This is a genomic window from Alcanivorax sp. DG881, assembly GCF_000155615.1.
Classification (GTDB): Bacteria; Pseudomonadota; Gammaproteobacteria; order Pseudomonadales; family Alcanivoracaceae; genus Alcanivorax.
Genome location: NZ_DS989915.1, coordinates 1947557 through 1971286, shown reverse-complemented (window position 1 = coordinate 1971286; position 23730 = coordinate 1947557). Strand labels below are relative to the sequence as shown.

Here is a 23730-nt window from a genome sequence, read left to right as displayed (position 1 = left end):
GAGCAAGCTGTGGATCGGGAACCATAACGGGGCTCGAAGAGAAACGGACGTCACCGGACGCGGTGAAAGCTGAGGAGAAAGAAATGAAACTGGTTACTGCCGTAATTAAGCCGTTCAAGTTGGATGACGTGCGTGAAGCACTCTCCGAGATCGGCGTGCAGGGCATCACTGTTACTGAAGTGAAAGGCTTTGGACGTCAGAAAGGTCACACCGAGCTGTACCGGGGTGCCGAGTACGTGGTGGATTTCCTGCCCAAGGTGAAAATCGAAGTGGCCATCGCCGAGTCCAGCCTGGACCAGGTGATTGAAGCCATCGCGAAAGCCGCGAATACCGGCAAAATTGGTGACGGCAAAATCTTCGTTACCTCCCTTGAGCAAGCGATTCGTATCCGTACCGGTGAAACCGGCGAGGACGCGATTTAAGTTTTACCGTGTTTTGAATTGACCCATGCCAGGGCTTTAGGAAAACACGCTTCCATTTTCGGAGGGTTGCATTGTGGAAAACCAAATTTTTGAACTGAAATACGCGCTGGATACGTTTTATTTCCTGATCTGTGGCGCGTTGGTCATGTGGATGGCGGCAGGTTTTGCCATGCTTGAAGCTGGCCTGGTGCGTGCCAAGAACACCACCGAAATTCTCACCAAGAACGTGGCCTTGTTTGCCATTGCCAGCACCATGTACATGGTATGCGGTTACGCGATCATGTATGACGGCGCCATCTTCCTGTCCGGGATTGTGGGTGACGGGGTTGCTGGTGCAGAAGAAGCAGCAACGTATGCACCTTCTGCGGACTTCTTCTTCCAGGTTGTGTTTGTGGCAACCGCCATGTCCATCGTATCCGGTGCCGTGGCTGAGCGGATGAAGTTGTGGGCATTCCTGGTCTTTGCAGTGGTTATGACCGGCGTTATCTACCCGCTGGAAGGGTCCTGGACCTGGGGCGGCGCTGATGTATTCGGCCTGTATAACCTGGGCGATCTGGGCTTCTCTGACTTCGCGGGTTCCGGCATCGTTCACATGGCGGGTGCAGCTGCTGCCCTGGCCGGTGTTCTGCTGCTGGGTGCACGTAAAGGCAAATACGGCCCGAACGGTGAAGTACACGCTATCCCGGGTTCCAACCTGCCGCTGGCCGCACTGGGTACCTTCATCCTGTGGTTGGGCTGGTTCGGCTTTAACGGTGGCTCCGTGCTGGCAACCTCCAGTGTCGGTGACTCCAACGCGGTTGCGGTTGTGTTCATGAACACTAACGCTGCTGCTGCCGGTGGTGCCATTGCCGCGCTGATCGTTGGCCGCATCCTGTTCGGCAAAGCCGACCTGACCATGCTGCTTAACGGCGCGCTGGCTGGCCTGGTAGCGATCACCGCTGAGCCTTCTACTCCGACGGCCCTGCAGGCGACCCTGTTCGGTGCTCTGGGTGGTGTGCTGGTGGTATTCAGCATCCTGACTCTGGACAAGCTGAAGATCGATGATCCGGTAGGTGCGATCTCCGTGCACGGTGTGGTTGGCTTCCTGGGCCTGATGCTGGTGCCGATCACCAACCCGCTGACCGACGACGGTGGCGCCAGCTTCTCTGGCCAGCTGATCGGTGCGCTGACTATCTTCACCTGGGTATTCGTCGCAAGCCTGGTGGTGTGGGGTGTCTTGAAAGTGGTAATGGGTATCCGCGTTAGCGAAGAAGAAGAGTACGAAGGCATGGATATCGCAGACTGCGGTATGGAAGCCTACCCTGAGTTTGTGAAGGGTTAATAAGAGACGCAACAAGCAACACGCGTCACGCAACACGAAAAGCCCCGGCCAGTTGGTCGGGGCTTTTTCAATTTTTGCTTCTCGAAAACCGACGAAAACGCTGCAGGAGTTCCCTTCCAGGGGACGAACCGTGAGAAGTCAGCCCGGCTCCAGCAAACCTTCGAGCATTCCTGTTAGCCGTTGGTTTGTCCCCTGGAAGGAAACTCCTACAGGATCTCTTTGTGTGTTCGTGCGCAGCTGCCTCTGTCGTTGATCGTGGCATTCTCTCCCTGTGTTATCATCCCTCCCTTTCCGGCCAGCTGATGTATGCACCATGACCGAATCGACTGTTATTCGCCTGCGCAAAAATGAAGAGCGCCGCCTCAAGGCGGGCCATCTGTGGGTATACGCCAACGAAATTGATACCCGTCATACTCCGCTCAAGGATTTGTCTGCGGGTACCTGTGTCGTGGAAGACAGCCGCGGCAAGCCGTTGGGGCGTGCGCTGCTCAGCCCCCATTCGCTGATCGCGGCCCGCCTTTACAGCCGTGATGTGAAACAGGAATTGTCGCGCAGTTTCTTCAAAAAGCGCATCGAGCAGGCGCTGACCCTGCGCGAGCAATTGTTTGATGATGACTGCTACCGCCTGATCTACGGCGAAGCCGATGGCTTGCCCGGCCTGGTGGTGGATCGTTTCCACGATGTGCTGGTGGTGCAGACCGGCTCCGGCGCCATGGAAGCCCACCTGGATGTGATTGTCAGTGCCCTGGATGCGGTGCTGGCGCCCTCTCACATCATCGCCAAGAACGAAGCGGCGGCCCGTGAAATTGAAGGTCTGGAGCGTTATACCAAAGCGTTGAAAGGCGAGATGCTGGACGAAATCAGCCTCACGGAAAATGGCGCAAAATTTGTAGCGCCGTTGGCGGAGGGACAAAAGACCGGGTGGTTCTACGATCATCGGGCTGCTCGTCAGAAGATGCAGGCACTGGCCAAAGGCGCTCGCGTACTGGATGTGTTCAGTTACTGTGGTGGCTGGGGTGTGCAGGCGGCACTGGCCGGGGCGGAATCGGTGACCTGTGTGGATGGTTCCGAAATGGCCACGGATTATGTGCACCGCAACGCCGAGCTGAATGGTGTCGCTGACACGGTGGGCAGTATTCAGGGTGATGCGTTTGCGGCCATGAAGCAGCTGATTGCCGATGGCGAAAAGTACGACCTGGTGGTGCTGGATCCGCCGGCGTTCATCAAGCGCAAAAAAGATTTCAAGAACGGCCTGGCCGGTTATCACGCCATCAACGAGCTGGCCATGCGGCTGGTGAAACCCGGTGGTTATCTGGTATCGGCTTCCTGCTCCATGCACATGCCGGCAGAGCGTCTGCTGGATGTGGTGCACAGTAGCGCCCGGCACATCGACCGTAGTATTCAGGTGGTGGGTTATGAAGGGCAGGGTCCGGATCATCCGGTGCACCCGGCCATTGCCGAAACCGCTTACCTGAAGACCTGGTTCTGCCGGGTGCTGTTCAGCCTGTAGCGCCGTGACGATGGAGTTCGCCTTCGCATTTCTGGCCCTGTTCATCAAGGCGATGGTGCTGGTTGCGCCTTTCCTGGCAGGGTTTCTGGTGGTGATTGTCGGGCTGGGGCAATGGGTGGGGCGCCGCGAAGGCTGGAGCCGATTCGATGCGTTCTACTGGTCCATGATTACGGCGTTAACGGTGGGGTACGGGGACCTGCGTCCATCCCGCAGGAGCACCAAGTTCATGGCGATCCTGGTGGCCATCGTGGGGATCATGTTCAGCGGAGTCTTTGTGGCGGTGACGGTCACCGCCGCCACCGAAGCCTTCAGGACCTATATGGTCGGAGCCTGAGGGCTGAGGCGGTTTTCGTCAGGCATCCTGCATCAAGCTTTTGCTGGATACCTGTTTTTCACTCCTGTCCGCGGAGCCGTTTTTCTAGCCCAGTTTTTCCAGCATGGCGGCCATGTTAGTGCGTACTACTTCAATGGCCTTGTAGGGGCGGATCATCACTTTGAAATCGATGATTTTTCCGTCGGTATCCCACTCAATCATGTCCACGCCATTCACGGCGATACCGTCCAGTTCCAGGGCAAATTCGAGCACAGAATGCTGTCCGTCATTGATCTCCCGCACATAGCGAAAGCTGTCATTAGCCAGCACATGCATGGCCGCGGTCAGATAGGCGGTGGTAATCGGTTTGCCAACCTGTGGGGTGTGCACCAGCGGTGAATGGAATACCGCCTGATCGGCAATCAAGTCGTTGAGCGCCTTCCGGTCCTGACTTTTGACTACCGCGTGCCATGCATCAATATTCGCCATGGTCTTTCTCCTGTTTTTTGATGTTGGCTCAGGCCGCATTCAGTGCGCGACGGGCCTGCTGATATTCCTCGCTGAGCTTGGCAATGGCTTCGCTGGCGCTTTGCACCGCATCCACCGCGCCGATGCCCTGGCCGCAGCCCCAGATATCTTTCCAGGCTTTCTTGTCGGAATTGCCGCCGGAACCGAAGTTCATGGCCGAAGGGTCGCTTTCCGGCAGGTTCGCCGGGTCCATGCCTGCCTTGATGATGGACGGGGCCAGGTAGTTGCCGTGCACGCCAGTGAACAGGTTGCTGTAGACGATATCGGAGGCGTTGCTGTCCACGATCATCTGCTTGTAGGCAGCGTCAGCGTTGGCTTCCTGGGTGGCGATGAACAGCGAGCCGATGTAGGCCAGATCTGCGCCCATGGCTTCAGCGGCCAGAACAGAGGGGCCGCTGGCGATGGAGCCGGACAGGGCCAGCGGGCCGTCGAACCAGCTGCGAATTTCCTGCATCAGCGCGAACGGGGACAGCTGCCCCGCATGGCCACCGGCGCCCGCGGCGACAGCGATCAGGCCGTCGGCCCCTTTCTCGATGGCCTTGTGGGCAAAGCGGTTGTTGATCACGTCATGCATCACCATGCCGCCCCAGCCGTGTACTGCCTGGTTCACGTCTTCACGGGCGCCCAGGGAAGTGATCACCATGGGTACCTTGTACTTTTCACACAGCTCCAGGTCTTTTTCCAGGCGGTCGTTGGAGCGGTGGACGATCTGGTTGACTGCGAACGGCGCGGAGGGCTGGTCCGGATGGTCCCGGTCCCAGGCAGCCAGTTCTTCGGTAATGCGGTGCAGCCATTCATCCAGTTGCGACAGCGGGCGGGCGTTCAGGGACGGGAACGAGCCGATAGCACCGGCCTGGCATTGGGCGATCACCAGGTCCGGGTTGGAAATGATGAACAGCGGTGAACACATCACCGGCAGGCGCAGGCGGGAGCGGATTTCAACGGGTAAAGACATGACTGTGTCCTCATGCTGGGCCCCGATACTCACGCGGGGCAGGGTCCGGGCCACCGGGAAATACGGTCCGATGGGATAAATATACGAAGTAAAATTTACACCGTATATCTATAGAGTCAAGTCCACCAATGCTGAGAGTGAGCTAAACGGTCAGGAATCCAGAGTGGGCGGGGTAACCTGCATGCCGGCATAGAGAGTGCGCATGATCTTTTCGCGCAGGGTGTCGCCGTCCATGCCACGCAGGCCGCTGGCCAGTTCCAGCACCACAATACCGTGGAGGGTGGCCCAGAACATGTAGCCGATAAGCTGGGCATCGCCCTTGAGCAGGCCCGCCTCAATCATCTCGCGCACATAGCCCACCATGGTTTCCTGGGCGCGGCCGTTGGCGGCCTGCAGCTCCGGGTAGCGATCTTCGTCGGGCTGGGTGAAGGAAAAAATCAGCTGGTAGGCAGCGGGGTAGGATTTGGCAAAATCCACATAGGCATCCCCCACCGCCCGGCCTTTGCTGCGGGCGTCGGGGGCATTGGCCACGGCGTTTTCCAGCGCGGTGGCAAAGCGGTTGAAGGCCGCAGCGCGGACGGTGGCCAGGATGTCATCCTTGTCGCGAAAATAGCGGTAGGGGGTCATGGGGCTGACGCCCACTTCGCTGGCGATCTGGCGCATGGTCACATTTTGCGGGCCACGTTCGATGAACAGCCGCGTCGCCACATCGCACACGGATTCACGAAAACGCGCAATCTCGGCCTCGGTTTTTGCTTTTTTGGCCAACGCAGGGCTCCACGGCAGGGGTAACGCGTACAGTGTAAAGCATGTGGTGGGGATCTGCTGGATGCGTTGAAGCGGAGCGTCCGGCAGGCGGGATGAGAGCAGTTGAAAGTGTAAAGTTGAAAGTTAAAACGCGGGCACCGCTGAAGGCACCCGGACAGCCCGTACAAGTGTCATTATGGTATGGGCGCGAGCGCAGCTTGAAAGCAAGCAGAGCGTTTGCTGCGCTTTTCAACTTTCAACTTTCAACTTTCAACTTGCCAGCCAGCTCAGCGCATCTTTCTGTTCGGCCCATTCGAAGACTTTAACCTCGCCGGGAATCAGCGCGCTGGCCTGTTGCACGGTGTTGCTGATCCAGTCGTGGCTGGTAACGATGGCGATGCGGTGCCAGCTTAGCGGGTGGCGCAGGCCAACCAGGGCATCCTGCAGCATGGCCCCGGCGGAGAAATGCTCAAAGGTGGGGCCGATTTCGTACAGCACATTGATCTTGTCGTGCTGGCTCAAGGCGCCTTCGATGGCGGGGGCCAGCACCTCGCGATAGTCCTCGGCGGTGAGTTCGCCGTGGGCACTGACGCCAACGGTATCGCCGGGCAAATTGTCGATCAGTTCCAACATAAACGCCTCCTTGGCATGGGAACGCCTTCGTGGTCTGGTTATCATGCCATGGTTACTGGCCAGGAATATTTCAAGTGCCCGCTGTACTGATCGTAGAAGATGAGCCGCGTATTGCCGAACCTCTGATGTTTGCGTTGGAGCGTGAACACTTTGCCGTGACCCACGTGACGTTGGGTCAGCAGGCGCTGGATGCCGTGGCCGGCCAGGCCGTGGATCTGGTGGTGCTGGATGTGGGGTTACCGGACATGAATGGCTTCGATGTGCTCAAACAGTTGCGCCAGCACAGTGAGCTGCCGGTGCTGTTTCTCACCGCCAGGCAGGATGAAGTCGACCGCATTCTGGGACTGGAGCTGGGGGGGGATGACTACGTCACCAAACCCTTCAGCCCCCGTGAAGTGGTTGCCCGCATTCGGGCGATTCTAAAACGCCTGGGGCCGAAATCGGATGCCGATATCGACACCAATAAAACAACGCTGTGGCAGGTGGATGACAGTGGTCTTCGGGTCTTTTTCCGGCATACCGAATTATCTCTGACGCGCTCGGAATACCGTATTCTGACGACCATGGTGCAGCGGCCCGGTCAGGTATTCAGTCGTGCCCAGCTGCTGGATATCTGCGACAGCGATGAAGACAGCTTCGAGCGCAGTGTGGACACGCACATCAAGACCTTGCGCGCCAAGCTGCGCCCGCTGAATGGTGATCACCTTATCGTGACCCGGCGCGGCATCGGTTATCTGCTGGATACACCATGAAACTCGGTCAGCGCCTGCTGGTATTCTATTTTCTGATCCTGGGTCTGGTGGGTTGGTTCGTGCTCGATCTGGTGTTCGGGCAGGCCAAGCCGCTGGTGCGCCAGTCTGCAGAAGAAACCCTGGTGGATGCCGCCAACCTGCTGGCGGAAATTGTCGCCAGCGATGCGGCTAACGGGGAAATCGTGATCACGCCGGCGCTGCGGGATGCGCTTAACCGTTACGCGGGGCGCACTCCGGATGCGGATATCTGGGGATTAAAGAAGTCCCGTATTCATACCCATGTGTATATTACTGGTCCCGCCGGCACCGTGCTGTTTGATTCCCGTGGCCAGGATGAAGGAAAAGATTTTTCCCGCTGGAACGATGTGCATCTGACCTTGCAGGGGCGCTATGGCGCTCGCACCACACGCAGTGATCCACAGGATCCATCTACCTCGATAATGTACGTGGCCGCGCCGATTCGTGATCAAGGTAGCCTGATTGGTGTCATCAGTCTGGGTAAACCCGGGCGTGCCATTGAGCCTTTTGTGCAGCGTGCGGAACGTTATCTGATGCTCTACGGCGGCCTGGCGCTATTGGTCTGTTTGTTGTCGGGTGTGCTGCTGGCCTGGTGGCTCAGTCGCCGGGTGAATCGGTTGCGGCGCTATGCCGAGGCGGTGGCCAACGATGAACGCCCGGCGCCGCCGCGCTTTCGTGGCCACGATGAAATTCGCGACCTTGCGGATGCTGTCACCGCCATGCGTCGTCGCCTGGAGGCGCGGGCGCAGCTGGAAGATAACGTGACCTTGCTGACCCATGAAATGAAAAGTCCGTTGGCGGCGATTCGTGGTGCGGGGGAAATTCTGGCCGAGGAAGTGGACGACCCGGCCCTGCACCGTTTTACGGATAACGTGATACACGAAAGCATCCGGCTGAGTGATCTGCTGGACAAGTTACTGGCCATGGCGAGGCTGGAAAAACTGGAAAGCTTGCCGGCGCACAAAAGTGCGGTGTCGATCTCCGCTCTGGTGCAGGAATGGCAGCATAGCCGCTATGCGTTGCTGGCCGAAAAACAGCTGGATATCACCGTGAATGAGGGCGCCCTGCAGGCGGAAGCGGACACCTTCAGGTTGGCCCTGTTCAATCTGCTGGATAACGCCCTGCGTTTTGCCAATGAAAACACCACGATCACGGTGCATGTTGACGTCGCCTGCCTGACAGTAACCAACACTGGCCCGGTGATTCCTGACTATGCGCTTGGACGTATCACTGAGCGTTTCTATTCCCTGCCGTCGCCGGGTCAGGAAAGAAGTTCAGGGCTGGGGTTGGCCATGGTCAGCGAAATCGCCAGCCTGCACGGTGGCAGCCTCAATGTGGAAAACACCCATCAGGGCGTTCAAGCCAGGCTAATTCTCCCCGAATAATCCCCTTCCGCAGGAGCGTCGCTAGCGGCGTGTTTTTAAGAAGTTAAAAGTAGAAAGTTAAAAGTTGAAACGCGAAGAAAGGCAGGTGCATTCTTGTAGATTAGGTGCTCCGCGCCAGTAGTGATTGGGCGTGGGTATGGCCTATCCGCTCCATTGGGCTGTCCCGCGATTTAAACTTTGAACTTTCAACTCGTAACTACTTTCCTCCCACACAATCCCCACAAAACCCCCAAACCGGTTTCGCACACTGGCCTCCCCTGTGAGGGAACCATTGTGGGTGTCATTTGTGGGAGAAAGCCATGCGACCCAACCTGTTATTGAAAATGTTCACGATTGCCGGGCTGATGCTGGTGCTGGTAGTGCCGCTGTTAATGATCCAGGGAAAGATATCCGACCGCAGTAATGAAGCGATGCACGTCAAACACCAGATTACCCGACAGGTGAGTGGCGAGCAGCAGATCAGTGGGCCGCTGATCGTGGTGCCACGAACCCGGAAACAGCTGGTGGAAAAACGCGATTGCCGTAGCGGCGAAACCTGTACAGCCATTGAGCGGCGGCAAGTGTTGGATAGCCAGATTCCGGATACCTTGAGTATTGATGGCGAGCTGCAAAGTGAAATGCGCTATCGCGGTATTTACGGTGTGCCGGTATACCGGAGCCTGTTGCACATCGAAGCCGTGTTTCCCGCCAATTGGCAGACAGTGAGTCAGCCGGAACAGGTGGTGTCTTCACAGAAGCCGTTGCTGCTATTGCAGATTCAGGATCTGCGCGGGCTGGTGGAGCGCCCACAGATTCTGGTCAACGATGTGCCGCTACCATTGGTGGAAACCGAGCAGTTGCCGGATGGCGTGGGCGGTAATGCGGTGGCCGTGGCGCTGCCCGACGATTTGGCCGGGGCTTTTACCGTCAAGGTGCGGTTGAACCTGAACGGCACGGAATCACTCGGTGCTCTGCCGCTGGCCAAGGAAACCCGCATGGCGTTACGGGCCGATTGGCCACACCCCAGTTTTGAAGGGCTGGTGTTGCCGGTGGAGCGTGAGATTACCCCGGAAGGGTTTACCAGCCAGTGGCGTACCAACAGCCTGGCGGCGGCCAGTGTGATTCATTGCGCCCGGGGTGATGCAGCCTGCGGTGACAGCGGCCAGGCATTGCGGGTGCGTTTGGTGCAGCCGGTGACAGGGTTGCTCTCCAGTGAGCGGGCGCTGAAATACAGTTATCTGATTGTGGGCCTGGCCTTCGCAGCGTTTTTCCTTTTTGAAGTGCTGCGCCGGTACCCGTTACATGCCATGCAATACCTGTTGGTGGGGTTGGCGCTGGCCATGTTCTACCTGCTGCTGGTGGCACTCAGTGAGCATATCGACTTTGTGTTGGCGTATCTGGTGGCTGCGTTATCGTGCTGTGCCTTGATCGGCGTCTACCTGATGGCGGCCATGCGTTCCTTCAAGGCCGGCTGGACGTTCGCCTTGAGTCTGCTGCTGGTGCAAGGGTTGATCTACGGGATTCTCATGGCTGAAGACTATGCCCTGTTGCTGGGCGCCTTGTTGCTGTTCGCTGCTCTGGCTGTGGTGATGGTGGTGACCCGGAAACTGGACTGGTATGCCTTTGCCGTGCCAGGCAAGGCGGCCGCTAAAGTGCAGCCGAATGCGGACAGTGCCCAGAACGGTGATGCGCTGTGAGTGCCGATGACCTGGGGCATATTGCGACCCTGGTGCGGGCCGCCAAGCGGTTCCCCAGCCATCGGCGGTGCTTGCTTGGACGAGCTCTACGTATCGCCCAGCAAGCCCTGTCCTGCAATGCAGAGAATCACCTGGCGATTCGGTGGCTTGGGGTGATCTGGTGGCAACTGGGTGAGCGGCGTCGGGGCAGGGCACTGCTTTATGCGGCAGAAGTGAAAGCGTTGCGTGGCGTGTCTTGAATCAGTGTTGGCGATGCGTTGTCGTTGTTCCCAGCGTCACGGTAAATGTATTGTATATTGCGGTTTTTTTACAATTGCGTTATCAATGCTGCAGGGCCAAGGATGTCAGTGATCGGGCTCAGGCCAGCCTTGGCTTGTCTATATATAACAGGGAGAAAGTTATGAACAAGAAAATTGCCTCGCTTGCGTTTGCCACCCTGATGGGGGCCACGGGTCAGCATGCCTTTGCGGATGCGCCCTCGTTCAACTATGTACAGTTCGACTATGTCATGTCTGGTGATTCGGAAGTCACTGAAGGCGGTATCTCCGAGTCCTTTGACCTGCAGCAAGGGTTCGGGCTGCAGGGTGGTTTCGAGATTGGTGATTATGTCATGGTCATGGGCCGGCACATGTCGCTGGACTATGAAGATGATGTGGGGTTCGCTCTTGGCCAAGCTGATAATGCCGTGTTGAATGACATGACCTTTATTGGCGTGGGTGCCCATTTCCCGGTGGCGGGGATGGTCGATCTTTACGGTGCTGTAGGGTTCAGCCGGCCAACGCTGATCGGTTTTGCCGGTGAAGGCTACGGCCTGGAAGTCGGCGCGCGCGCCAATTTCGACATGGTGACGGCGTCACTCTGGTACAACATGGGTGATACTGATACCAAGGTCGGCCTGGATTCCCTTGATATCGAGCCCGAACTGCTGGGGTTGGATGTAGCCATCGCCTTTGCGCCGGATGCTCCGGAGCTGGTGCTGGGCTATGTGGATGCGAGCCACGAAATCAAGATTGCAAATGACAAGCTTGATGTGGATTACGACCACTTCTCCATCGGCGTCAGAAAATCTTTCTGATCTTTTCAGGGCGGGGCCAAAGGCCCCGCTGCCTTCAATGCATGACTACGCTGCTAAATCTGTTTATTCCCCTTCTCTCCCGTAAGCCCGCAGGAACATATCCACCACTTGTGCGGCATGAGGCTGCGCCTCGCTGGCCGTCATTGGCTGGTTACAGCCAATAATCACACGCATATGCTCGCAGCCTTGCAACAGGCTGAAAAAATTCTCCGCCGCCTGTTTGGGGTTGTCTGCCTGCAATCGGCCTGTGTTATTGCCGTTACGCACCAGGTTTTCCATGGCGGTAATGGTGCGCTGCGGGCCGGCTTCGAAAAACAGCTGTGACATGGCCGGATCCTGTGTCGCCAGGCTGCTCATCAGTCGCTGTAATTCAATCACTTCCGGCGTATGGATCAGTTCCAGAAACGCCAGGCCAATCTTGGTCAGGGTGGTGCGAATCGGCAGGTCCGGTTCCAGTTCGAAGATCGGCATGGGGAGCAGGTTGTGACATTTCGCCTCAATGGCTGACGAAAATAACGTTTCCTTGTCGCTGAAATGGCTATACACCGTGAGTTTGGAGACGCCAGCCTGTTTCGCCACGGCATCCATGCTGGTGCCGGCAAATCCCTGCCCGAGAAACAGTGTGGTGGCTGCTTGAAGAATGGCACTGCGTTTCGCCGGGTCTTTGGGGCGTCCGCGTGGGTTGGGCTGATCTGGGGAGGCAGAGTCGGTCATATTTCAATACTGGACGGTTCAGTTTAATAAAATTACTATACTGGCCAGTATAGCATGCCGGCAAGTCAAGACCGGCAAAATCCGCCGACTTAACGGGCGGATCCGTCTAAAGAGGTGGGGTCAATGAGGGAACCAGTCATGTTTCGTTCTGTATTGCTGTCGAGAGTGCTGTCGGGGCTGATCGCCACGGGCATGGCGGTGGGGGCGTTGTCCCTGCAGGGGTGTTCCGATCCGGAGTCGGAAAACAAGGCGCCGGCCCGCCCGGCACTGGTGGCCCAGCCGCTATCGGCGGATGCCAGTCAGGACGTGTTCCCCGGTGAAGTCCGTGCCCGCTATGAGCCGGAGTTGGGTTTCCGCATTGGTGGCAAGATCAGCCAGCGGCTGGTGGATGTGGGCGACCGGGTCAGTGAAGGGACGGTGTTGGCCAAGCTGGATACCGATGATGTGAGCCTGAAACTGGATGCGGTACGGGCGCAGATGGCCTCTGCCCAGGCCGACCACAACCTGGCCAGCAGCGAACTGGAGCGTTACCGCGAGCTGATGGAGCGTAATGTGATCAGCCGCTCCCAGTTCGATTCCTTTGAAAGCCGCTATGACGCCAGTGTGGCGCAGCTGCGCCAGGCTCGTGCGAACCTGAAGGTGGCCCGGAATCAGGCGGACTATGCCTCGCTGAAAGCGCCCCGTGACGGCGTGATTGCCCAGCGTCTGGCGGAGGCTGGCCAGGTAGTGGCTGCCGGCCAGGCGGTGTTTGTGCTGGCGATCGACGGCGACCGCGAAGTGCGGATTGATTTGCCGGAGCAGGACGTGGGCCGCTTCAAGATCGGCATGCCGGTGGCGATTGAATTATGGTCGCGGCCCGGGCAGGTATTCGAAGGTAAAATTCGTGAACTGTCGCCGGCCGCGGATCCCCGCTCACGGACGTTTGAAGCTCGCGTGGCATTCGAAAACGCCAGCGTTGGGGCGGATCTGGGGCAGTCTGCCCGGGTCTTTGTCAGCGGTGCCGCCAATGCTGACGTGCTCAGTATTCCCCTCTCTGCGCTCACCGCCGAGGAAGGCAATACCTATGTGTGGGTGGTCAACCCGGATGCGCTGACCTTGCAGAAAACACCGGTGGAAGTGGGGCCTTATCAGGAACAGGTGGTGCCGGTGTTAAGCGGCTTGCAGCCGCAGGACTGGGTTGTGACCGCAGGCACGCAGTTGCTGCGCGAAGGACAGAGGGTTATTCCCGTGGATCGCCAGAACCGTCAGCTGGATCTGGCTGAGGCCGCGCCTGCCGAGCAGGCGGCCCCGGAGGCGCCGGCTGATGACAGTGCAGACGCGACGCCAAGCCCAGACGCGGATCAATAAGGAGAGCATGGCCATGTCGTTCAATCTCTCCGAATGGGCGCTGAAAAACCGCACCCTGGTGCTCTACGCCATGATCCTTCTCGGTGCCATGGGGGCGATTTCCTATGCCAACCTGGGCCAGAGTGAAGATCCGCCGTTTACCTTCAAGCTGATGACCATCAACACACTTTGGCCCGGTGCCAGTGCCGAGGAAGTGTCCCGGCAAATCACTGACCGGGTGGAAAAGAAACTGATGGAGACCGGCGACTTCGAACGCATTACCTCCTATTCCCGGCCGGGCCAGTCATTGGTCATGTTCATGGCGCGGGATGAGATGCGCTCCAAGGACATCACGGATCTCTGGTATCAGGTGCGCAAGAAGATTGGTGATATTCGCCACACCTTGCCCCAGGACGCACGCGGGCCCTTTTTTAACGACGAATTCGGTACCACCTTTGGCAATATCTATGCGCTCACCGGTGAGGGTTTTGACTACGCCATCATGAAAGACTACGCCGACCGCTTGCAGCTGGCGCTGCAGCGGGTGGACGACGTGGGCAAGGTGGAGCTGGTCGGCCTGCAGGACGAAAAAATCTGGGTGGAAATTGCCAACACCAAGCTGGCGTCCCTGGGCATTCCGCTGGTGACGGTGCAGCAGGCCCTGCAGTCGCAGAATGCGGTGGCCGACGCGGGTTTTTTTGAAACACCCAGCAGCCGCGTGCGCCTGCGGGTATCCGGTGAATTCACCAGCGTGGAAGATATTCGCAACTTCCCCATTCAGGTGGAAAACCGCACCCTGCGTCTTGGCGACATCGCCAACGTTTATCGGGGCTTTAGTGATCCGCCGCAGCCGCGCATGCGTTTCATGGGCGAAAATGCCATTGGTATTGCGGTGTCCATGAAGGACGGCGGCGATATTCTCAAGCTGGGTGAAAACCTTGACCAGACCTTTGCCACATTGCAGGAAAGCCTGCCTATCGGCATGGAGCTGCGTAAGGTTTCCGATCAGCCGGCGGCAGTGGAAGCCGGTGTGGGGGAATTTGTTCAGGTATTGATGGAAGCCCTGGCCATCGTGTTGCTGGTGAGCTTCTTCTCGCTGGGGTGGCGCACCGGTCTGGTGGTGGCCTTCTCCATTCCGCTGGTGCTGGCGATGACCTTTGCGTCGATGAAATATTTCGACATCGGCCTGCACAAGATTTCCCTGGGTGCGTTGGTGTTGGCGCTGGGTCTGATGGTGGACGATGCCATTATCGCTGTGGAAATGATGGCGATTAAAATGGAGCAGGGCTTCAGCCGTATCAAGGCGGCCGGCTTTGCCTGGACCAGTACCGCCTTCCCCATGCTCACCGGCACCTTGATTACCGCTGCAGGTTTTCTGCCCATCGCCACTGCGGAATCGAGCACCGGGGAATACACCCGGTCCATCTTCCAGGTGGTCACCATTGCGTTGCTGGCGTCCTGGGTGACTGCGGTGGTGTTCGTTCCTTATCTGGGTGAAAAGTTGCTGCCCAGTCTGGCCCGTCGTGATGCCAGCGGCGATGTGCATGACCCTTACCAGAAACCGTTTTATCGTCGTTTCCGTGGCTGGGTAGAGTGGTGCGTGCGCTACCGGAAAACGGTCATCGGATTGACCGTGGGCATCTTTGTTTTTTCTCTTCTTTTGTTCAGTTTTGTGCCCCAGCAATTCTTCCCGGCGTCCGGTCGGCTTGAGCTGATGGTGGACATGAAGCTGGAGGAAGGGGCGTCGCTGACGGCGACCCAGGAAAAGGCGCTGCGCCTGGAAGTCATGCTTGGCGAAAACGACATGATCGAAAACTACGTGGGCTACATGGGCAGCGGCTCGCCCCGTTTTTATCTGTCGCTGGATCAGAAATTGCCGGCCGCCAGTGTGGCCCAGTTTGTGGTGCTCACCCGTAACGTGAAAGAACGCGAACAGGTGCGTGGCTGGTTGATGGAGATCCTGGAGCGGGAATTCCCGGCAGTGCGTACTCGCGTGTCGCGACTGGAAAACGGTCCGCCTGTGGGGTATCCGATTCAGCTGCGTGTTTCCGGAGAGCATATTTCCCAGGTGCGTGAGCTGGCTCGTCGGGTGGCTGTGAAAGTGCGTGATAACGAGCACACCGCCAACGTGCATCTGGACTGGGAGGAGCCCAGCAAGGTGGTGCGTCTGATCGTGGATCAGGATCGCGCACGGACTTTAGGCATTACCACTTCGGATCTGTCCACTGCGTTGCAGGCGTCGCTCTCTGGTGTGGCGGTGAGCCAGTACCGGGAAGATAACGAACTGATCAACGTGGAAGTGCGCGGCGACAGCCATGAACGCCATGCGCTGGGGTTGCTGGGCAACCTGGCGGTGCAGACGGAGAATGGACGCAGCGTGCCACTGAATCAGGTGGCGACGCTGGAATCCGGCTTCGAGGAAGGCATCATCTGGCATCGCGATCGTTTGCCGACGGTGACGGTGCTGGCGGATGTGAAAGACGGCGCCTTGCCTGCCACGCTGATGCAGCAAATCATGCCGACCTTGTCCCAGGTGCAGGCGGATCTGCCGCCGGGTTATCTGCTACAGGTGGGTGGCACGGTGGAGGAATCGGCCCGGGGCCAGAAATCGGTGAACGCAGGGATGCCACTGTTCATTCTGGTAGTGATTACCTTGCTGATGTTGCAGCTGCGCAGTTTCCCGTTGTCGCTGATGGTCTTCATCACGGCGCCGTTGGGGCTGATCGGGGTGACCTTCTTCCTGTTGTTGTTCCAGAAGCCGTTCGGGTTTGTCGCCATGCTGGGCACCATTGCACTGGCCGGCATGATCATGCGTAACGCGGTGATTCTGGTGGACCAGATTGGTCAGGATATGGACCAGGGGCTAACCGCCTGGGATGCCATTATTGAATCCACGGTCCGTCGTTTCCGGCCGATCGCGCTGACCTCGCTGACGGCGGTTTTGGCGATGATTCCGCTGTCGCGCAGTGTGTTCTTCGGCCCCATGGCCGTGGCGATCATGGGGGGGCTGATTGTGGCCACCGCGCTGACCCTGCTGTTCCTGCCCGCGCTCTACGCGGCCTGGTTCCGGGTGAAGGAAGAGCATGCGGATACAGCATAACGAACGCTGACTCTGTTGCCGGACAGTTTCCGGTTTTCCCCTTGCCCCGGCACTTGCCGGGGCTTTTTTATGGCTGCTTTGCAGTAAGCGGAAGTCGCCTGGTATCGGTGGGAGGGTTACGTTCTCCCAAAGAAAGGAGCATGAGAGTCTGTTGCATAACGTAGCAGTTACGAGGTGCGAGTAACGAGTTTCGAAAGGCACGACAGGAATCAAAAGACCGCTTGAGCTTAACCGTATCCCGGGTTTTTCTTCGTCACTCGTCACTCGTCACTCGTCACTCGTCACTCGTCACTCGTCACTCGTCACTCGTCACTCGTCACTCGAAACCGATGTTCTATAGCTTCACAAAATCCCGAAATGGCCCGGTGATTTCATAGGTAATGCCGAAGCCTTTGCCGCCACCGAAAATGGCGCTGCCACGTTGGGAGCTGAAATACAGCCGATTGCCGTCCGGGCTGAAAGCCGGGCCGGTAATTTCCGAATCGTCTTGCCCGGTGACTTGTAGCAGGGGAGCAACATCGCCCTGCGCGTCGATCACCACAATCTGCATGTCCCCGCCGTCTTCGGCCACCAGCACGTCACCGCCGCTGGACACCGTCAGGTTGTCCACGCCCGTGAGTAATGGATTAGCGGCGGTGGCGGCATCGTAAAGTACGCTCAGTTGGTTCAGGTTGGTGTCCAGCTGCCAGACCCGATTGTCGCCCTTGGTGGTGAAATAAATCTGGCCCTGGCTGTACCAGATACCCTCGCCGCCATTGAATGCGGTGCTTTGGGGCAGCTGTTCCCGGGTCGGGGTTTCCAGTAGCGAGGGCGTGGGGTTGGGCAGGTCCAGCCAGCTTACGAATCCTTGTTCGTCCACCGCGGCAACCTGCAGGATACCATCGTCCAGATTCAGGCGGCCATCACGGTGCTGGCCTGCAGGGATGAACCGGTACAGGCGTCCGTCTGACTCGTCCTCGGTGAGATAAAGCATGGCAAACTGGTCGTCCACGGCCACCGCTTCGTGTTTGAAAAAGCCCAGCGCCGGGCGTACCTGGGCGGGCTGTTTTCCGAAAGGGTCGCATTCATAAACCCGGCCGAAATCAATTTCCTCGCAGGACAGCCAGGTATTCCATGGCGTAGGGCCGCCGGCACAATTCAGGTTGGTGCCACCGAGAATGCGGTAGGCATCGTTCACCGAGCCGTCCGCATGAAAGCGTATCGCGGATACCCCGCCACCCAACAGGCTGATGGTCTCGCTGTTGGACACATATACCCAGCCGCCATCGTCGGCGGGGAAGGTGGCGCCGCCATCCGGATAGCTATGCCAGCGGTAGGCCGTGCGGTTCCAGAAGCTGCGCCGTACCCGCTGCCCGGCAGCTGCGATGCAGCGTGATGAAAAGCCGGCGGGTAGCCGAATGCCGTTCTCGTCGGGTGCCTGTAACGGGCCGATCTGTGCCAGCGACTGGGCGGACAGTGGCCGACTAATGGATAGCAGGCTCGGGCCAATAGCCAGCGCGGCCATACCCAGAGAGCTCTTCCTGAGCAATTCGCGGCGCGACAGGGGGGCAGATTGTTTCATGGGGCTCCTCCTTGAGATTGATAACTGTGTTTCGGTTTGGGGTAGCGGAAACCGTTGCGCACAGGCAACTCGTCAGAGCCTGAACGATTAATGCGACAAAAAGGGTGCAGTAGCGCAATAACGGATAGGCCAATGCGCGATGTGTGTCACGTTTACGGCAACGGTAGCCGAAAGTTCATGGTTTCGAGGGGGGATCAACGATAATGCTCAGCGCGGGGCTGTGTTGCTGGTGCTCGGCGCGTACGCAGCGCAGGGAATACTCGCCGGGTTTGTCGAAACGCCAGGGCAGTTGCACACTGGTATCGGGCTCGCTCAGACGAGTGTTGGGGTAGTCCTTGCGCAGGTCGGGCATCAGCCGGTGGATCAGGTTCTGGTCGCGCAGGGCTGTGTCATCGACCAGAGCAAGCAAATGCCACTCCGGGCTGGCATTCTCCAGAATCAGTAATATGGCCTGCCCTTGGGTGAAGGTCAGTGAGGTCGGCGTCCAGTGATCCGTGAGCACCACGGTTTGCGGTGCCAGATCGCCGGGGTCGCGCAGCGCTGTGCCGGCGGCCATGGGGATCTCATCCGGCAGGATGCCGTGGGCGTCGCCTGGTGGCGACAGCAAGAATAAGTTAACGAGCAGCAACAGGCTCAGTGCTCGCGTGTGTTGGGGCATGGGCTACCGCGTTGGTGGTGAAAGAAAAAGGAGTAACACATTGAACGGCAGAATACTCGCACTGGTACTGGTTTGCCTATGGGGCCTGGTTTCAGCGGCGCAGGCCGCACCGTTAACGGTGGCGGTGAAAGCGTCGCCGCCTTTCAGTTATCAGCAAGGAGACCGCTGGGACGGCATCAGCGTGGAACTGTGGGAAAAGGTGGCAGAAAAGGCCGGCTACGAGTATCGCCTGCGGCCCTACGGATCGGTGTCGGAGATGCTGGCTGCTGTGGAGCAGGGGCAGGCCGACGTGGCGATTGGCGCAATCAGTGTGACTGCCGACCGGGAGCGACGTCTGGATTTTACCCAGCCCATGTTCCGGGCGGGCCTGGGGATTGCCACCCGTAACGAAGCCAGTGGCTGGGTGACCACCCTGCGTAATCTGTTCAGCTGGAAGTTTGTGTCGGCGGTACTGGCTCTGGTGTTGGTATTGCTGTTGGTGGGCTTGCTGATCTGGTTGCTGGAGCGGCGCAAGAACCCCGAACAGTTCGGCGGTTCCGCCAGCCAGGGTATCGGTAGCGGCTTCTGGTGGTCGGCGGTGACCATGACCACGGTGGGGTACGGTGACAAGGCGCCGGTGAGTACCGGGGGGCGGGTTCTGGGGCTGGTCTGGATGTTTGTCAGCATTATCACCATTTCCGGCTTCACGGCGGCCATTGCCTCCAGCGTGACGCTCAATGAGCTGCAGTCGCGCATCAATGGCGCCGCCGATTTACCACGGGTAAAAGTGGCGGCGGTGGAGGGCACCAGTGGTGCGAACTGGCTGGCAGGTCAGGGCACCACCTTTGTACCGTATCCGAATAACCAGCAGGCATTGCGTGCGGTGGTGATCGGCGAGGTGGATGCGCTGGTGTCCGACGCACCGGTCATGCGTTATATGCTGCGCGAACGCGGTACCACCAATGCGCTGGTGTTGCCCGCCCTGGTCCGCGAAGAAAGCTACGCATTTGCCATGGCCAATGGCAGCGCATTGCGCGAATCGCTGGACCAGGCCATGCTGGAAATTCTCCCGACTCAGGAGTGGCGCACAGTGTTGAATCGCTACCTGGGTGCGGAAGAATAATCGCCCGTTATTGATTGAATGGGGGATTGCGTTTGCTGGTGTCAGGTTACGCCGCTACGCGGCTAACCTGACCTGCGCGGCTTTATTGTAAATGCTGCGCTTCGTGTAGGCCGGATTAGCCGTGTAGCGGCGTAATCCGACATCCCTAATTAACCGTCGCTCCCGGAAAACAGCGCCGCCAGGCTTTCCAGTTCTTCTTCCAGATTCCAGTGCATTTCCCGCGCGGTGACATGCAATAGCACCAGTGCATTGATCGGCGCATCGGATTCGCCGCGCTGGCGCAGCCTCCCGGTAAAACAACGGTTCAGTTCATTGAGCGCGTTGTAGCGATCATTCAGTCCGTCCAGAGAAATGGTCTGTTCCGGTTGTTTGCGGTTGAGCAGGTAACGTTGCAACAAGTATAGGCTGGCGGTGCGCACCAGCGTTTCCGTGTCGCTGCTCAGTGGCAGGTGGAAGTGGGCCATGGGGCGCAGGAAGCGTGTGTGTGGGCAGTCGCTCAGGGCGCAAATCAGTCCGAACAGGGAGCTGAGTGCCCGTTGCAGGGTGGTGTCTTGTTGGTAGCGTCGTTGTGGCGTTTCTACGTCCAGGTTGACCGCTTGAAACGAATCACCCAATGCGGAATCGGGCAGCAGGTAGGCCAGGTTACGGGCGATGGGGCAGTAGGGGTGTTCGTCGGGATCCAGTGGGCAGTGGCTGCATTGGTGATAGCGCAGCGCGGCCCAGTCCGGCGGCGTGAAGGTGTCGGGGACGGCGATGCTGCCGTGTTCCTCAACCAGCGTAATCGGGATGCGTTGCTGCACCCCGGTGGGCGTGGTGAGGGTGTACACGAAATCAGGCTGCATCGGCCCGGTCAGTCTGCTTCAGTGGCAGCCGGATGGTAAAGGTGGTGCCGGTGCCAAGCTGGCTTTTCACGGTCATGGTGCCGCCGTGGTGCTGGATGATGTCGTGGGAAATGGACAGCCCAAGCCCGGTCCCCTGGCCGATGGGTTTGGTGGTAAAAAACGGCTCGAAAATTTGCTTCAGGGCTTCATCCGTAATGCCCGGCCCGTCGTCGGCGATGGTCAGGGTGCACCATTGTTCATCGCACTGGGCCGCAATGACGATGCTGCCTTTGTCTTCGATGGCCTGGGCTGCGTTAACGAAAAGATTCATGAACACTTGCGATAGCTGGCTTGCCGATCCGCTGATCGAAGGCAGAGAGTCGGGGAGGGTGTGAGTAACCGTAATCCGGTTTTTCAGTTCATGTTTGGCCAGGTTGAGTGAAATGGCCAGGCAGGATGCGATATCGGTGGGGGAAAACGCCTCGGGTCGGTTATGGGAGAAATGTTTCAGGTCGCGAATAATTTTCTTTATTCGCTCAATTCCCTCATCGGTTTCATCCAGCAGAGCGGGGTAATCCGCCATCATGAAGGCCAGTTTCTTTGTGTCTATATTCAGTTTTTCTTCAGCATTCAGAAATTGCTGAAACTTTTCTTCGCTGATGCGTTTTTTTAGCCCCTGAATAACCCCGGCCATGGCGTCGAGGTAATCCCGGCTGCGATTCAGGTTGGAAGAAACATAGGCAATGGGATTGTTGATCTCGTGGGCAATGCCCGCCGAGATAGTGCCCAGTGATGCCATTTTTTCCGAGTGAAGAAGCAGTGATTCCACCTGATTCAATTTCTGGCTCTTGTCCTTCACTTCCTGCATCAGCTGGTTGTTTTCCGTTTTGATATCAGTGATATCGGTACCGAAATAAATATAGCCATCGTCTTCATCGGAAATGTAGGAAAGCGGGAACAGGAACATGTTCATCCAGTAACGGCTGCCGTCCGCATGGCGGTTGCAAACCTCCCCGTTCCACACCCCGGATAGCGCCTGGTCGCACTGCATCACTGGCAGTGAATCATCGTCGGGGTGATTGAAACTTTCGTTCTGTCCGATCAGGCGGGAAAAGGAATGACCGCTGAGGGCCAGAAATTTGCCGTTGGCAAAGGTGATGGTGCCGTGGCGGTCGGTGGTCAGCACACAGTACTCGTCGATGATGCGCGCCAGCGGGCCGAGCAGCGCCTTGTTGAGTTTGTATTCGTCTGCGTTGACCTCGATCAGGTGCATCTTGCGGCCAAAGCGGTTGTCCGTCAGCGACGAAAACTCGGCCAGTTTGGCTTCCACGTTGATGGAGGTGCGGTAGGTTTTGTACAGAAAGAAAATGATGATCAGCAGGATCACCGTGGAAGATACCAGGAACAGCCCCTGGGCTTCCATGCCAAAGCCGATGTCCGTTTTGTCGAGCAAGCTATTCATGCGCCGCGCCGTGAGTTGTTGTTTGTCGGGCTGAAAGGGCTAGCCTTCGTAGCCCATGCTGCGCAGGGTCTCGCGTTGTTCCCGCACGGTTTCCGCCAGAATACGGTTTTCCAGCAAAATATCGCGGAACTTCAGGCCTTCGCGGATATTGTCGAGTAACTGGTCGTCGTCCCAGGGTTTGGGGATAAAGCGGAATGCGCCGGCTTTGTTGATCGCGGACATGACCGTCTCGATGTCGATCACCCCGGTCAGCACAATACGAATGGTGTCGGGTTGCAGGTCGCGCAGTTCCTGTAGCAGTTCCAGGCCATTCATCTCCGGCATCATATAGTCGGTGATCACCGCATCGAATACGGTAGTGCGCGCCCGGCGCAGGGCTTCGTGGGGGTCCTGGTAGGTTTCCACTTCCCAGTCGGTGTAGGTATTGATAGTGCGCTTCAAGGCTTTGAGGATGTATTCCTCATCGTCCACGACCATGACCTGATACATGGTGAGTCCCTCATTCACGGCGTGCTACTACGCTGGCGTCCTGCCGGCGACTGCATGCGTTCAACAACATTGTGCCCACCCTTTTCCGCTAAGGTTTGGCACACGGGTATCAGGTTTTACGATACGCCCCGCTATAGGGGCTGACAATTGGTTCGGGTAACCGCAAGGAGCCGGTCATGCCGTCCGGATAGCCGTTTATCCGGCAGGGACGAAAAGCGCACAATGGTGGGGAAAAACGCGGGGAAAACGCGCAAAAAAACGGCTACACGGTCTGCACGATGGCTTTGGTCACCGATCCGGTGGCGATCAGACGTTCCTGCTGCTGCGCGTTTATGGCATAGGCTTCGGCACGCATGGCAGCAAGGGTTCGGCCCAGGCGGTCCACATGGGCGCGGATCACGACCTGTTCGCCCCGGCTGGCGGCACGCAGCACGCTGCTATGGGTTTCGATGGTCACCGCGTGCTGCTCGGGGGGCAGTCTGGAGGCCGCCGCAAAAAAGCAGGCCACATCCATCAAGGCATAAACGATGCCGCCATGCAGGGCGCCCTGGGGGTTGGTGGTGAAATCATTCACCGGGAAACGCACTTCACTGCGGCCATCCACCGCGCTTACCAGCTCCAGTTCGCAGGCCCGGTGCAATGGGTGGGCGAGAATGTCGTCTTTGATCTGGTCAATGTGGCTCATGGTTTTCCTTTTTCATTCCGGCGAAACGGAGCCGACACTATACGATGCCGGTTCGGAAAACGGGATGACCGGATCGTACCCACAGGTGACGGGGAACCGATTGTCTTGACGGCGGTCTATGGGTATCGCAAGGTTGCGACTCTTCCCTCGTTAGCGGGCATCCCATGAAAGCACTGGTCTACACATTGCTGCTTATCATCAGTACTCATGTACTGGTGCTGGATGCCATGCATCACGAGCACGATGGTGGCGCGGCTGCCTCGCTGGAACAGGTCCAGCAGGATCTGGCCAGTGCGGATGTGCTGGACAAAGGCGGCGACCATTGCTGTCAATGCCATGGTTTCATGGCCTCCACCGATTGTGAGCCGCTGCGCCTGGCCCCGCCCTCTGCAGGTCAAATGGCGTTGCGCCCCTTCCTGCCGGATGCCCCGGCCGATAACCCTTTCCGTCCTCCTATAGCCTGATCGTTTCTTCGTT

24 protein-coding genes are annotated in these 23730 nt (G+C 58.2%); 13 read left to right on the top strand and 11 right to left on the bottom strand.

Going from position 1 to position 23730, the window contains the following annotated elements:
* The first annotated feature begins 83 nt into the window (after positions 1–83).
* The 4 genes from glnK (at position 84) to ADG881_RS08830 (ending at position 3587) form a co-directional block, all read left to right on the top strand.
* Entirely contained in the window at positions 84–422 is a 339-nt protein-coding gene (glnK, locus tag ADG881_RS08845; protein WP_008930504.1) for a P-II family nitrogen regulator, read from the top strand.
* 73 nt (positions 423–495) lie between these two features.
* Positions 496–1743 (top strand): ammonium transporter, encoded by a 1248-nt coding sequence (locus ADG881_RS08840; protein ID WP_007149858.1) that lies wholly within the window; start codon positions 496–498, stop codon positions 1741–1743.
* A 313-nt stretch (positions 1744–2056) separates the two neighbouring features.
* Complete coding sequence (locus ADG881_RS08835; protein WP_007149597.1) at positions 2057–3253, top strand: class I SAM-dependent rRNA methyltransferase; 1197 nt, start codon at positions 2057–2059, stop codon at positions 3251–3253.
* A gap of 10 nt (positions 3254–3263) precedes the next feature.
* Complete coding sequence (locus ADG881_RS08830) at positions 3264–3587, top strand: potassium channel family protein (protein ID WP_007151214.1); 324 nt, start codon at positions 3264–3266, stop codon at positions 3585–3587.
* Positions 3588–3671: 84 nt separating this feature from the next.
* On the opposite strand, the gene ADG881_RS08825 is transcribed toward ADG881_RS08830, so the two are convergent.
* From ADG881_RS08825 to ADG881_RS08810, 4 genes are all read right to left on the bottom strand, one after another.
* Positions 3672–4055, bottom strand: coding sequence for a nuclear transport factor 2 family protein (locus tag ADG881_RS08825; protein ID WP_007151078.1), 384 nt, complete (start codon positions 4053–4055; stop codon positions 3672–3674).
* A 28-nt stretch (positions 4056–4083) separates the two neighbouring features.
* On the bottom strand, positions 4084–5049 hold the full coding sequence (locus tag ADG881_RS08820; RefSeq protein ID WP_007150996.1) for a nitronate monooxygenase family protein: 966 nt from the start codon (positions 5047–5049) through the stop codon (positions 4084–4086).
* Between the two features lie 150 nt (positions 5050–5199).
* Positions 5200–5817: a TetR/AcrR family transcriptional regulator gene (locus ADG881_RS08815; protein WP_007150561.1), complete on the bottom strand. Its 618-nt coding sequence runs from the start codon at positions 5815–5817 to the stop codon at positions 5200–5202.
* Between the two features lie 249 nt (positions 5818–6066).
* The gene (locus tag ADG881_RS08810) at positions 6067–6429 is read right to left on the bottom strand and encodes an STAS/SEC14 domain-containing protein (RefSeq protein WP_007149692.1); all 363 of its coding nucleotides are present in this window, start codon (positions 6427–6429) and stop codon (positions 6067–6069) included.
* Between the two features lie 74 nt (positions 6430–6503).
* On the opposite strand from ADG881_RS08810, the gene creB reads away from it, so the two are divergent.
* From creB to ADG881_RS08790, 5 genes are all read left to right on the top strand, one after another.
* Positions 6504–7181: a two-component system response regulator CreB gene (gene creB / locus ADG881_RS08805; protein ID WP_007150674.1), complete on the top strand. Its 678-nt coding sequence runs from the start codon at positions 6504–6506 to the stop codon at positions 7179–7181.
* Positions 7178–8584, top strand: coding sequence for a two-component system sensor histidine kinase CreC (creC, locus tag ADG881_RS08800; protein ID WP_007149864.1), 1407 nt, complete (start codon positions 7178–7180; stop codon positions 8582–8584). Before creB ends, creC begins: the two co-directional genes overlap by 4 nt.
* A 299-nt stretch (positions 8585–8883) precedes the next feature.
* The gene (gene creD, locus ADG881_RS08795; RefSeq protein ID WP_039926475.1) at positions 8884–10260 is read left to right on the top strand and encodes a cell envelope integrity protein CreD; all 1377 of its coding nucleotides are present in this window, start codon (positions 8884–8886) and stop codon (positions 10258–10260) included.
* Positions 10257–10499 carry a hypothetical protein gene (locus ADG881_RS17545; protein WP_007149828.1) on the top strand — a complete coding sequence of 81 codons (243 nt, stop codon included), beginning with the start codon at positions 10257–10259 and terminating at the stop codon, positions 10497–10499. Before creD ends, ADG881_RS17545 begins: the two co-directional genes overlap by 4 nt.
* A gap of 161 nt (positions 10500–10660) precedes the next feature.
* On the top strand, positions 10661–11335 hold the full coding sequence (locus tag ADG881_RS08790; RefSeq protein WP_007151044.1) for a hypothetical protein: 675 nt from the start codon (positions 10661–10663) through the stop codon (positions 11333–11335).
* Between the two features lie 63 nt (positions 11336–11398).
* On the opposite strand, the gene ADG881_RS08785 is transcribed toward ADG881_RS08790, so the two are convergent.
* Entirely contained in the window at positions 11399–12049 is a 651-nt protein-coding gene (locus tag ADG881_RS08785; protein WP_007150257.1) for a TetR/AcrR family transcriptional regulator, read from the bottom strand.
* Between the two features lie 138 nt (positions 12050–12187).
* Here ADG881_RS08785 and ADG881_RS08780 point away from each other — a divergent pair, with 138 nt between their 5' ends.
* Together ADG881_RS08780 and ADG881_RS08775 are read left to right on the top strand one after the other, a co-directional pair.
* Positions 12188–13396, top strand: a complete 1209-nt coding sequence (locus ADG881_RS08780; RefSeq protein WP_007148974.1) for an efflux RND transporter periplasmic adaptor subunit — start codon at positions 12188–12190, stop codon at positions 13394–13396.
* A 13-nt stretch (positions 13397–13409) separates the two neighbouring features.
* Positions 13410–16475, top strand: coding sequence for an efflux RND transporter permease subunit (locus tag ADG881_RS08775; protein ID WP_039927340.1), 3066 nt, complete (start codon positions 13410–13412; stop codon positions 16473–16475).
* Between the two features lie 334 nt (positions 16476–16809).
* On the opposite strand, the gene ADG881_RS08770 is transcribed toward ADG881_RS08775, so the two are convergent.
* Both ADG881_RS08770 and ADG881_RS08765 read right to left on the bottom strand, forming a co-directional pair.
* Complete coding sequence (locus tag ADG881_RS08770; protein WP_007148771.1) at positions 16810–18036, bottom strand: alkaline phosphatase PhoX; 1227 nt, start codon at positions 18034–18036, stop codon at positions 16810–16812.
* A 175-nt stretch (positions 18037–18211) separates the two neighbouring features.
* Positions 18212–18694: a cupredoxin domain-containing protein gene (locus ADG881_RS08765; RefSeq protein ID WP_039926474.1), complete on the bottom strand. Its 483-nt coding sequence runs from the start codon at positions 18692–18694 to the stop codon at positions 18212–18214.
* Between the two features lie 40 nt (positions 18695–18734).
* Between ADG881_RS08765 and ADG881_RS08760 the strand changes: the two genes are divergently transcribed.
* On the top strand, positions 18735–19796 hold the full coding sequence (locus ADG881_RS08760) for a transporter substrate-binding domain-containing protein (RefSeq protein WP_230457824.1): 1062 nt from the start codon (positions 18735–18737) through the stop codon (positions 19794–19796).
* Positions 19797–19945: 149 nt separating this feature from the next.
* On the opposite strand, the gene ADG881_RS08755 is transcribed toward ADG881_RS08760, so the two are convergent.
* The 4 genes from ADG881_RS08755 to ADG881_RS08740 form a co-directional block, all read right to left on the bottom strand.
* Positions 19946–20638, bottom strand: coding sequence for a hypothetical protein (locus ADG881_RS08755; protein WP_007149387.1), 693 nt, complete (start codon positions 20636–20638; stop codon positions 19946–19948).
* Positions 20628–22079: an ATP-binding protein gene (locus tag ADG881_RS08750; protein WP_007148486.1), complete on the bottom strand. Its 1452-nt coding sequence runs from the start codon at positions 22077–22079 to the stop codon at positions 20628–20630. Before ADG881_RS08750 ends, ADG881_RS08755 begins: the two co-directional genes overlap by 11 nt.
* 39 nt (positions 22080–22118) lie before the next feature.
* On the bottom strand, positions 22119–22586 hold the full coding sequence (locus tag ADG881_RS08745) for a response regulator (RefSeq protein WP_156496819.1): 468 nt from the start codon (positions 22584–22586) through the stop codon (positions 22119–22121).
* 244 nt (positions 22587–22830) lie between these two features.
* Entirely contained in the window at positions 22831–23253 is a 423-nt protein-coding gene (locus ADG881_RS08740; protein ID WP_007149456.1) for a PaaI family thioesterase, read from the bottom strand.
* Positions 23254–23417: 164 nt separating this feature from the next.
* On the opposite strand from ADG881_RS08740, the gene ADG881_RS08735 reads away from it, so the two are divergent.
* Positions 23418–23717: a hypothetical protein gene (locus tag ADG881_RS08735; RefSeq protein ID WP_007149865.1), complete on the top strand. Its 300-nt coding sequence runs from the start codon at positions 23418–23420 to the stop codon at positions 23715–23717.
* The last annotated feature ends 13 nt before the right edge of the window (positions 23718–23730 follow it).

Coding starts and splice junctions, on each gene's coding strand:
- ADG881_RS08735 (WP_007149865.1), top strand. CDS start 23,418: ATGAAAGCACTGGTCTACACATTGCTGCTTATCATCAGTACTCATGTA.
- ADG881_RS08825 (WP_007151078.1), bottom strand. CDS start 4,055: ATGGCGAATATTGATGCATGGCACGCGGTAGTCAAAAGTCAGGACCGG.
- ADG881_RS08790 (WP_007151044.1), top strand. CDS start 10,661: ATGAACAAGAAAATTGCCTCGCTTGCGTTTGCCACCCTGATGGGGGCC.
- creC (WP_007149864.1), top strand. CDS start 7,178: ATGAAACTCGGTCAGCGCCTGCTGGTATTCTATTTTCTGATCCTGGGT.
- creD (WP_039926475.1), top strand. CDS start 8,884: ATGCGACCCAACCTGTTATTGAAAATGTTCACGATTGCCGGGCTGATG.
- ADG881_RS08770 (WP_007148771.1), bottom strand. CDS start 18,036: ATGAAACAATCTGCCCCCCTGTCGCGCCGCGAATTGCTCAGGAAGAGC.
- ADG881_RS08785 (WP_007150257.1), bottom strand. CDS start 12,049: ATGACCGACTCTGCCTCCCCAGATCAGCCCAACCCACGCGGACGCCCC.
- ADG881_RS08740 (WP_007149456.1), bottom strand. CDS start 23,253: ATGAGCCACATTGACCAGATCAAAGACGACATTCTCGCCCACCCATTG.
- ADG881_RS08780 (WP_007148974.1), top strand. CDS start 12,188: ATGTTTCGTTCTGTATTGCTGTCGAGAGTGCTGTCGGGGCTGATCGCC.
- ADG881_RS08830 (WP_007151214.1), top strand. CDS start 3,264: ATGGAGTTCGCCTTCGCATTTCTGGCCCTGTTCATCAAGGCGATGGTG.
- ADG881_RS08775 (WP_039927340.1), top strand. CDS start 13,410: ATGTCGTTCAATCTCTCCGAATGGGCGCTGAAAAACCGCACCCTGGTG.
- ADG881_RS08755 (WP_007149387.1), bottom strand. CDS start 20,638: ATGCAGCCTGATTTCGTGTACACCCTCACCACGCCCACCGGGGTGCAG.
- ADG881_RS08820 (WP_007150996.1), bottom strand. CDS start 5,049: ATGTCTTTACCCGTTGAAATCCGCTCCCGCCTGCGCCTGCCGGTGATG.
- ADG881_RS08750 (WP_007148486.1), bottom strand. CDS start 22,079: ATGAATAGCTTGCTCGACAAAACGGACATCGGCTTTGGCATGGAAGCC.
- ADG881_RS08835 (WP_007149597.1), top strand. CDS start 2,057: ATGACCGAATCGACTGTTATTCGCCTGCGCAAAAATGAAGAGCGCCGC.
- ADG881_RS08810 (WP_007149692.1), bottom strand. CDS start 6,429: ATGTTGGAACTGATCGACAATTTGCCCGGCGATACCGTTGGCGTCAGT.
- ADG881_RS08765 (WP_039926474.1), bottom strand. CDS start 18,694: ATGCCCCAACACACGCGAGCACTGAGCCTGTTGCTGCTCGTTAACTTA.
- glnK (WP_008930504.1), top strand. CDS start 84: ATGAAACTGGTTACTGCCGTAATTAAGCCGTTCAAGTTGGATGACGTG.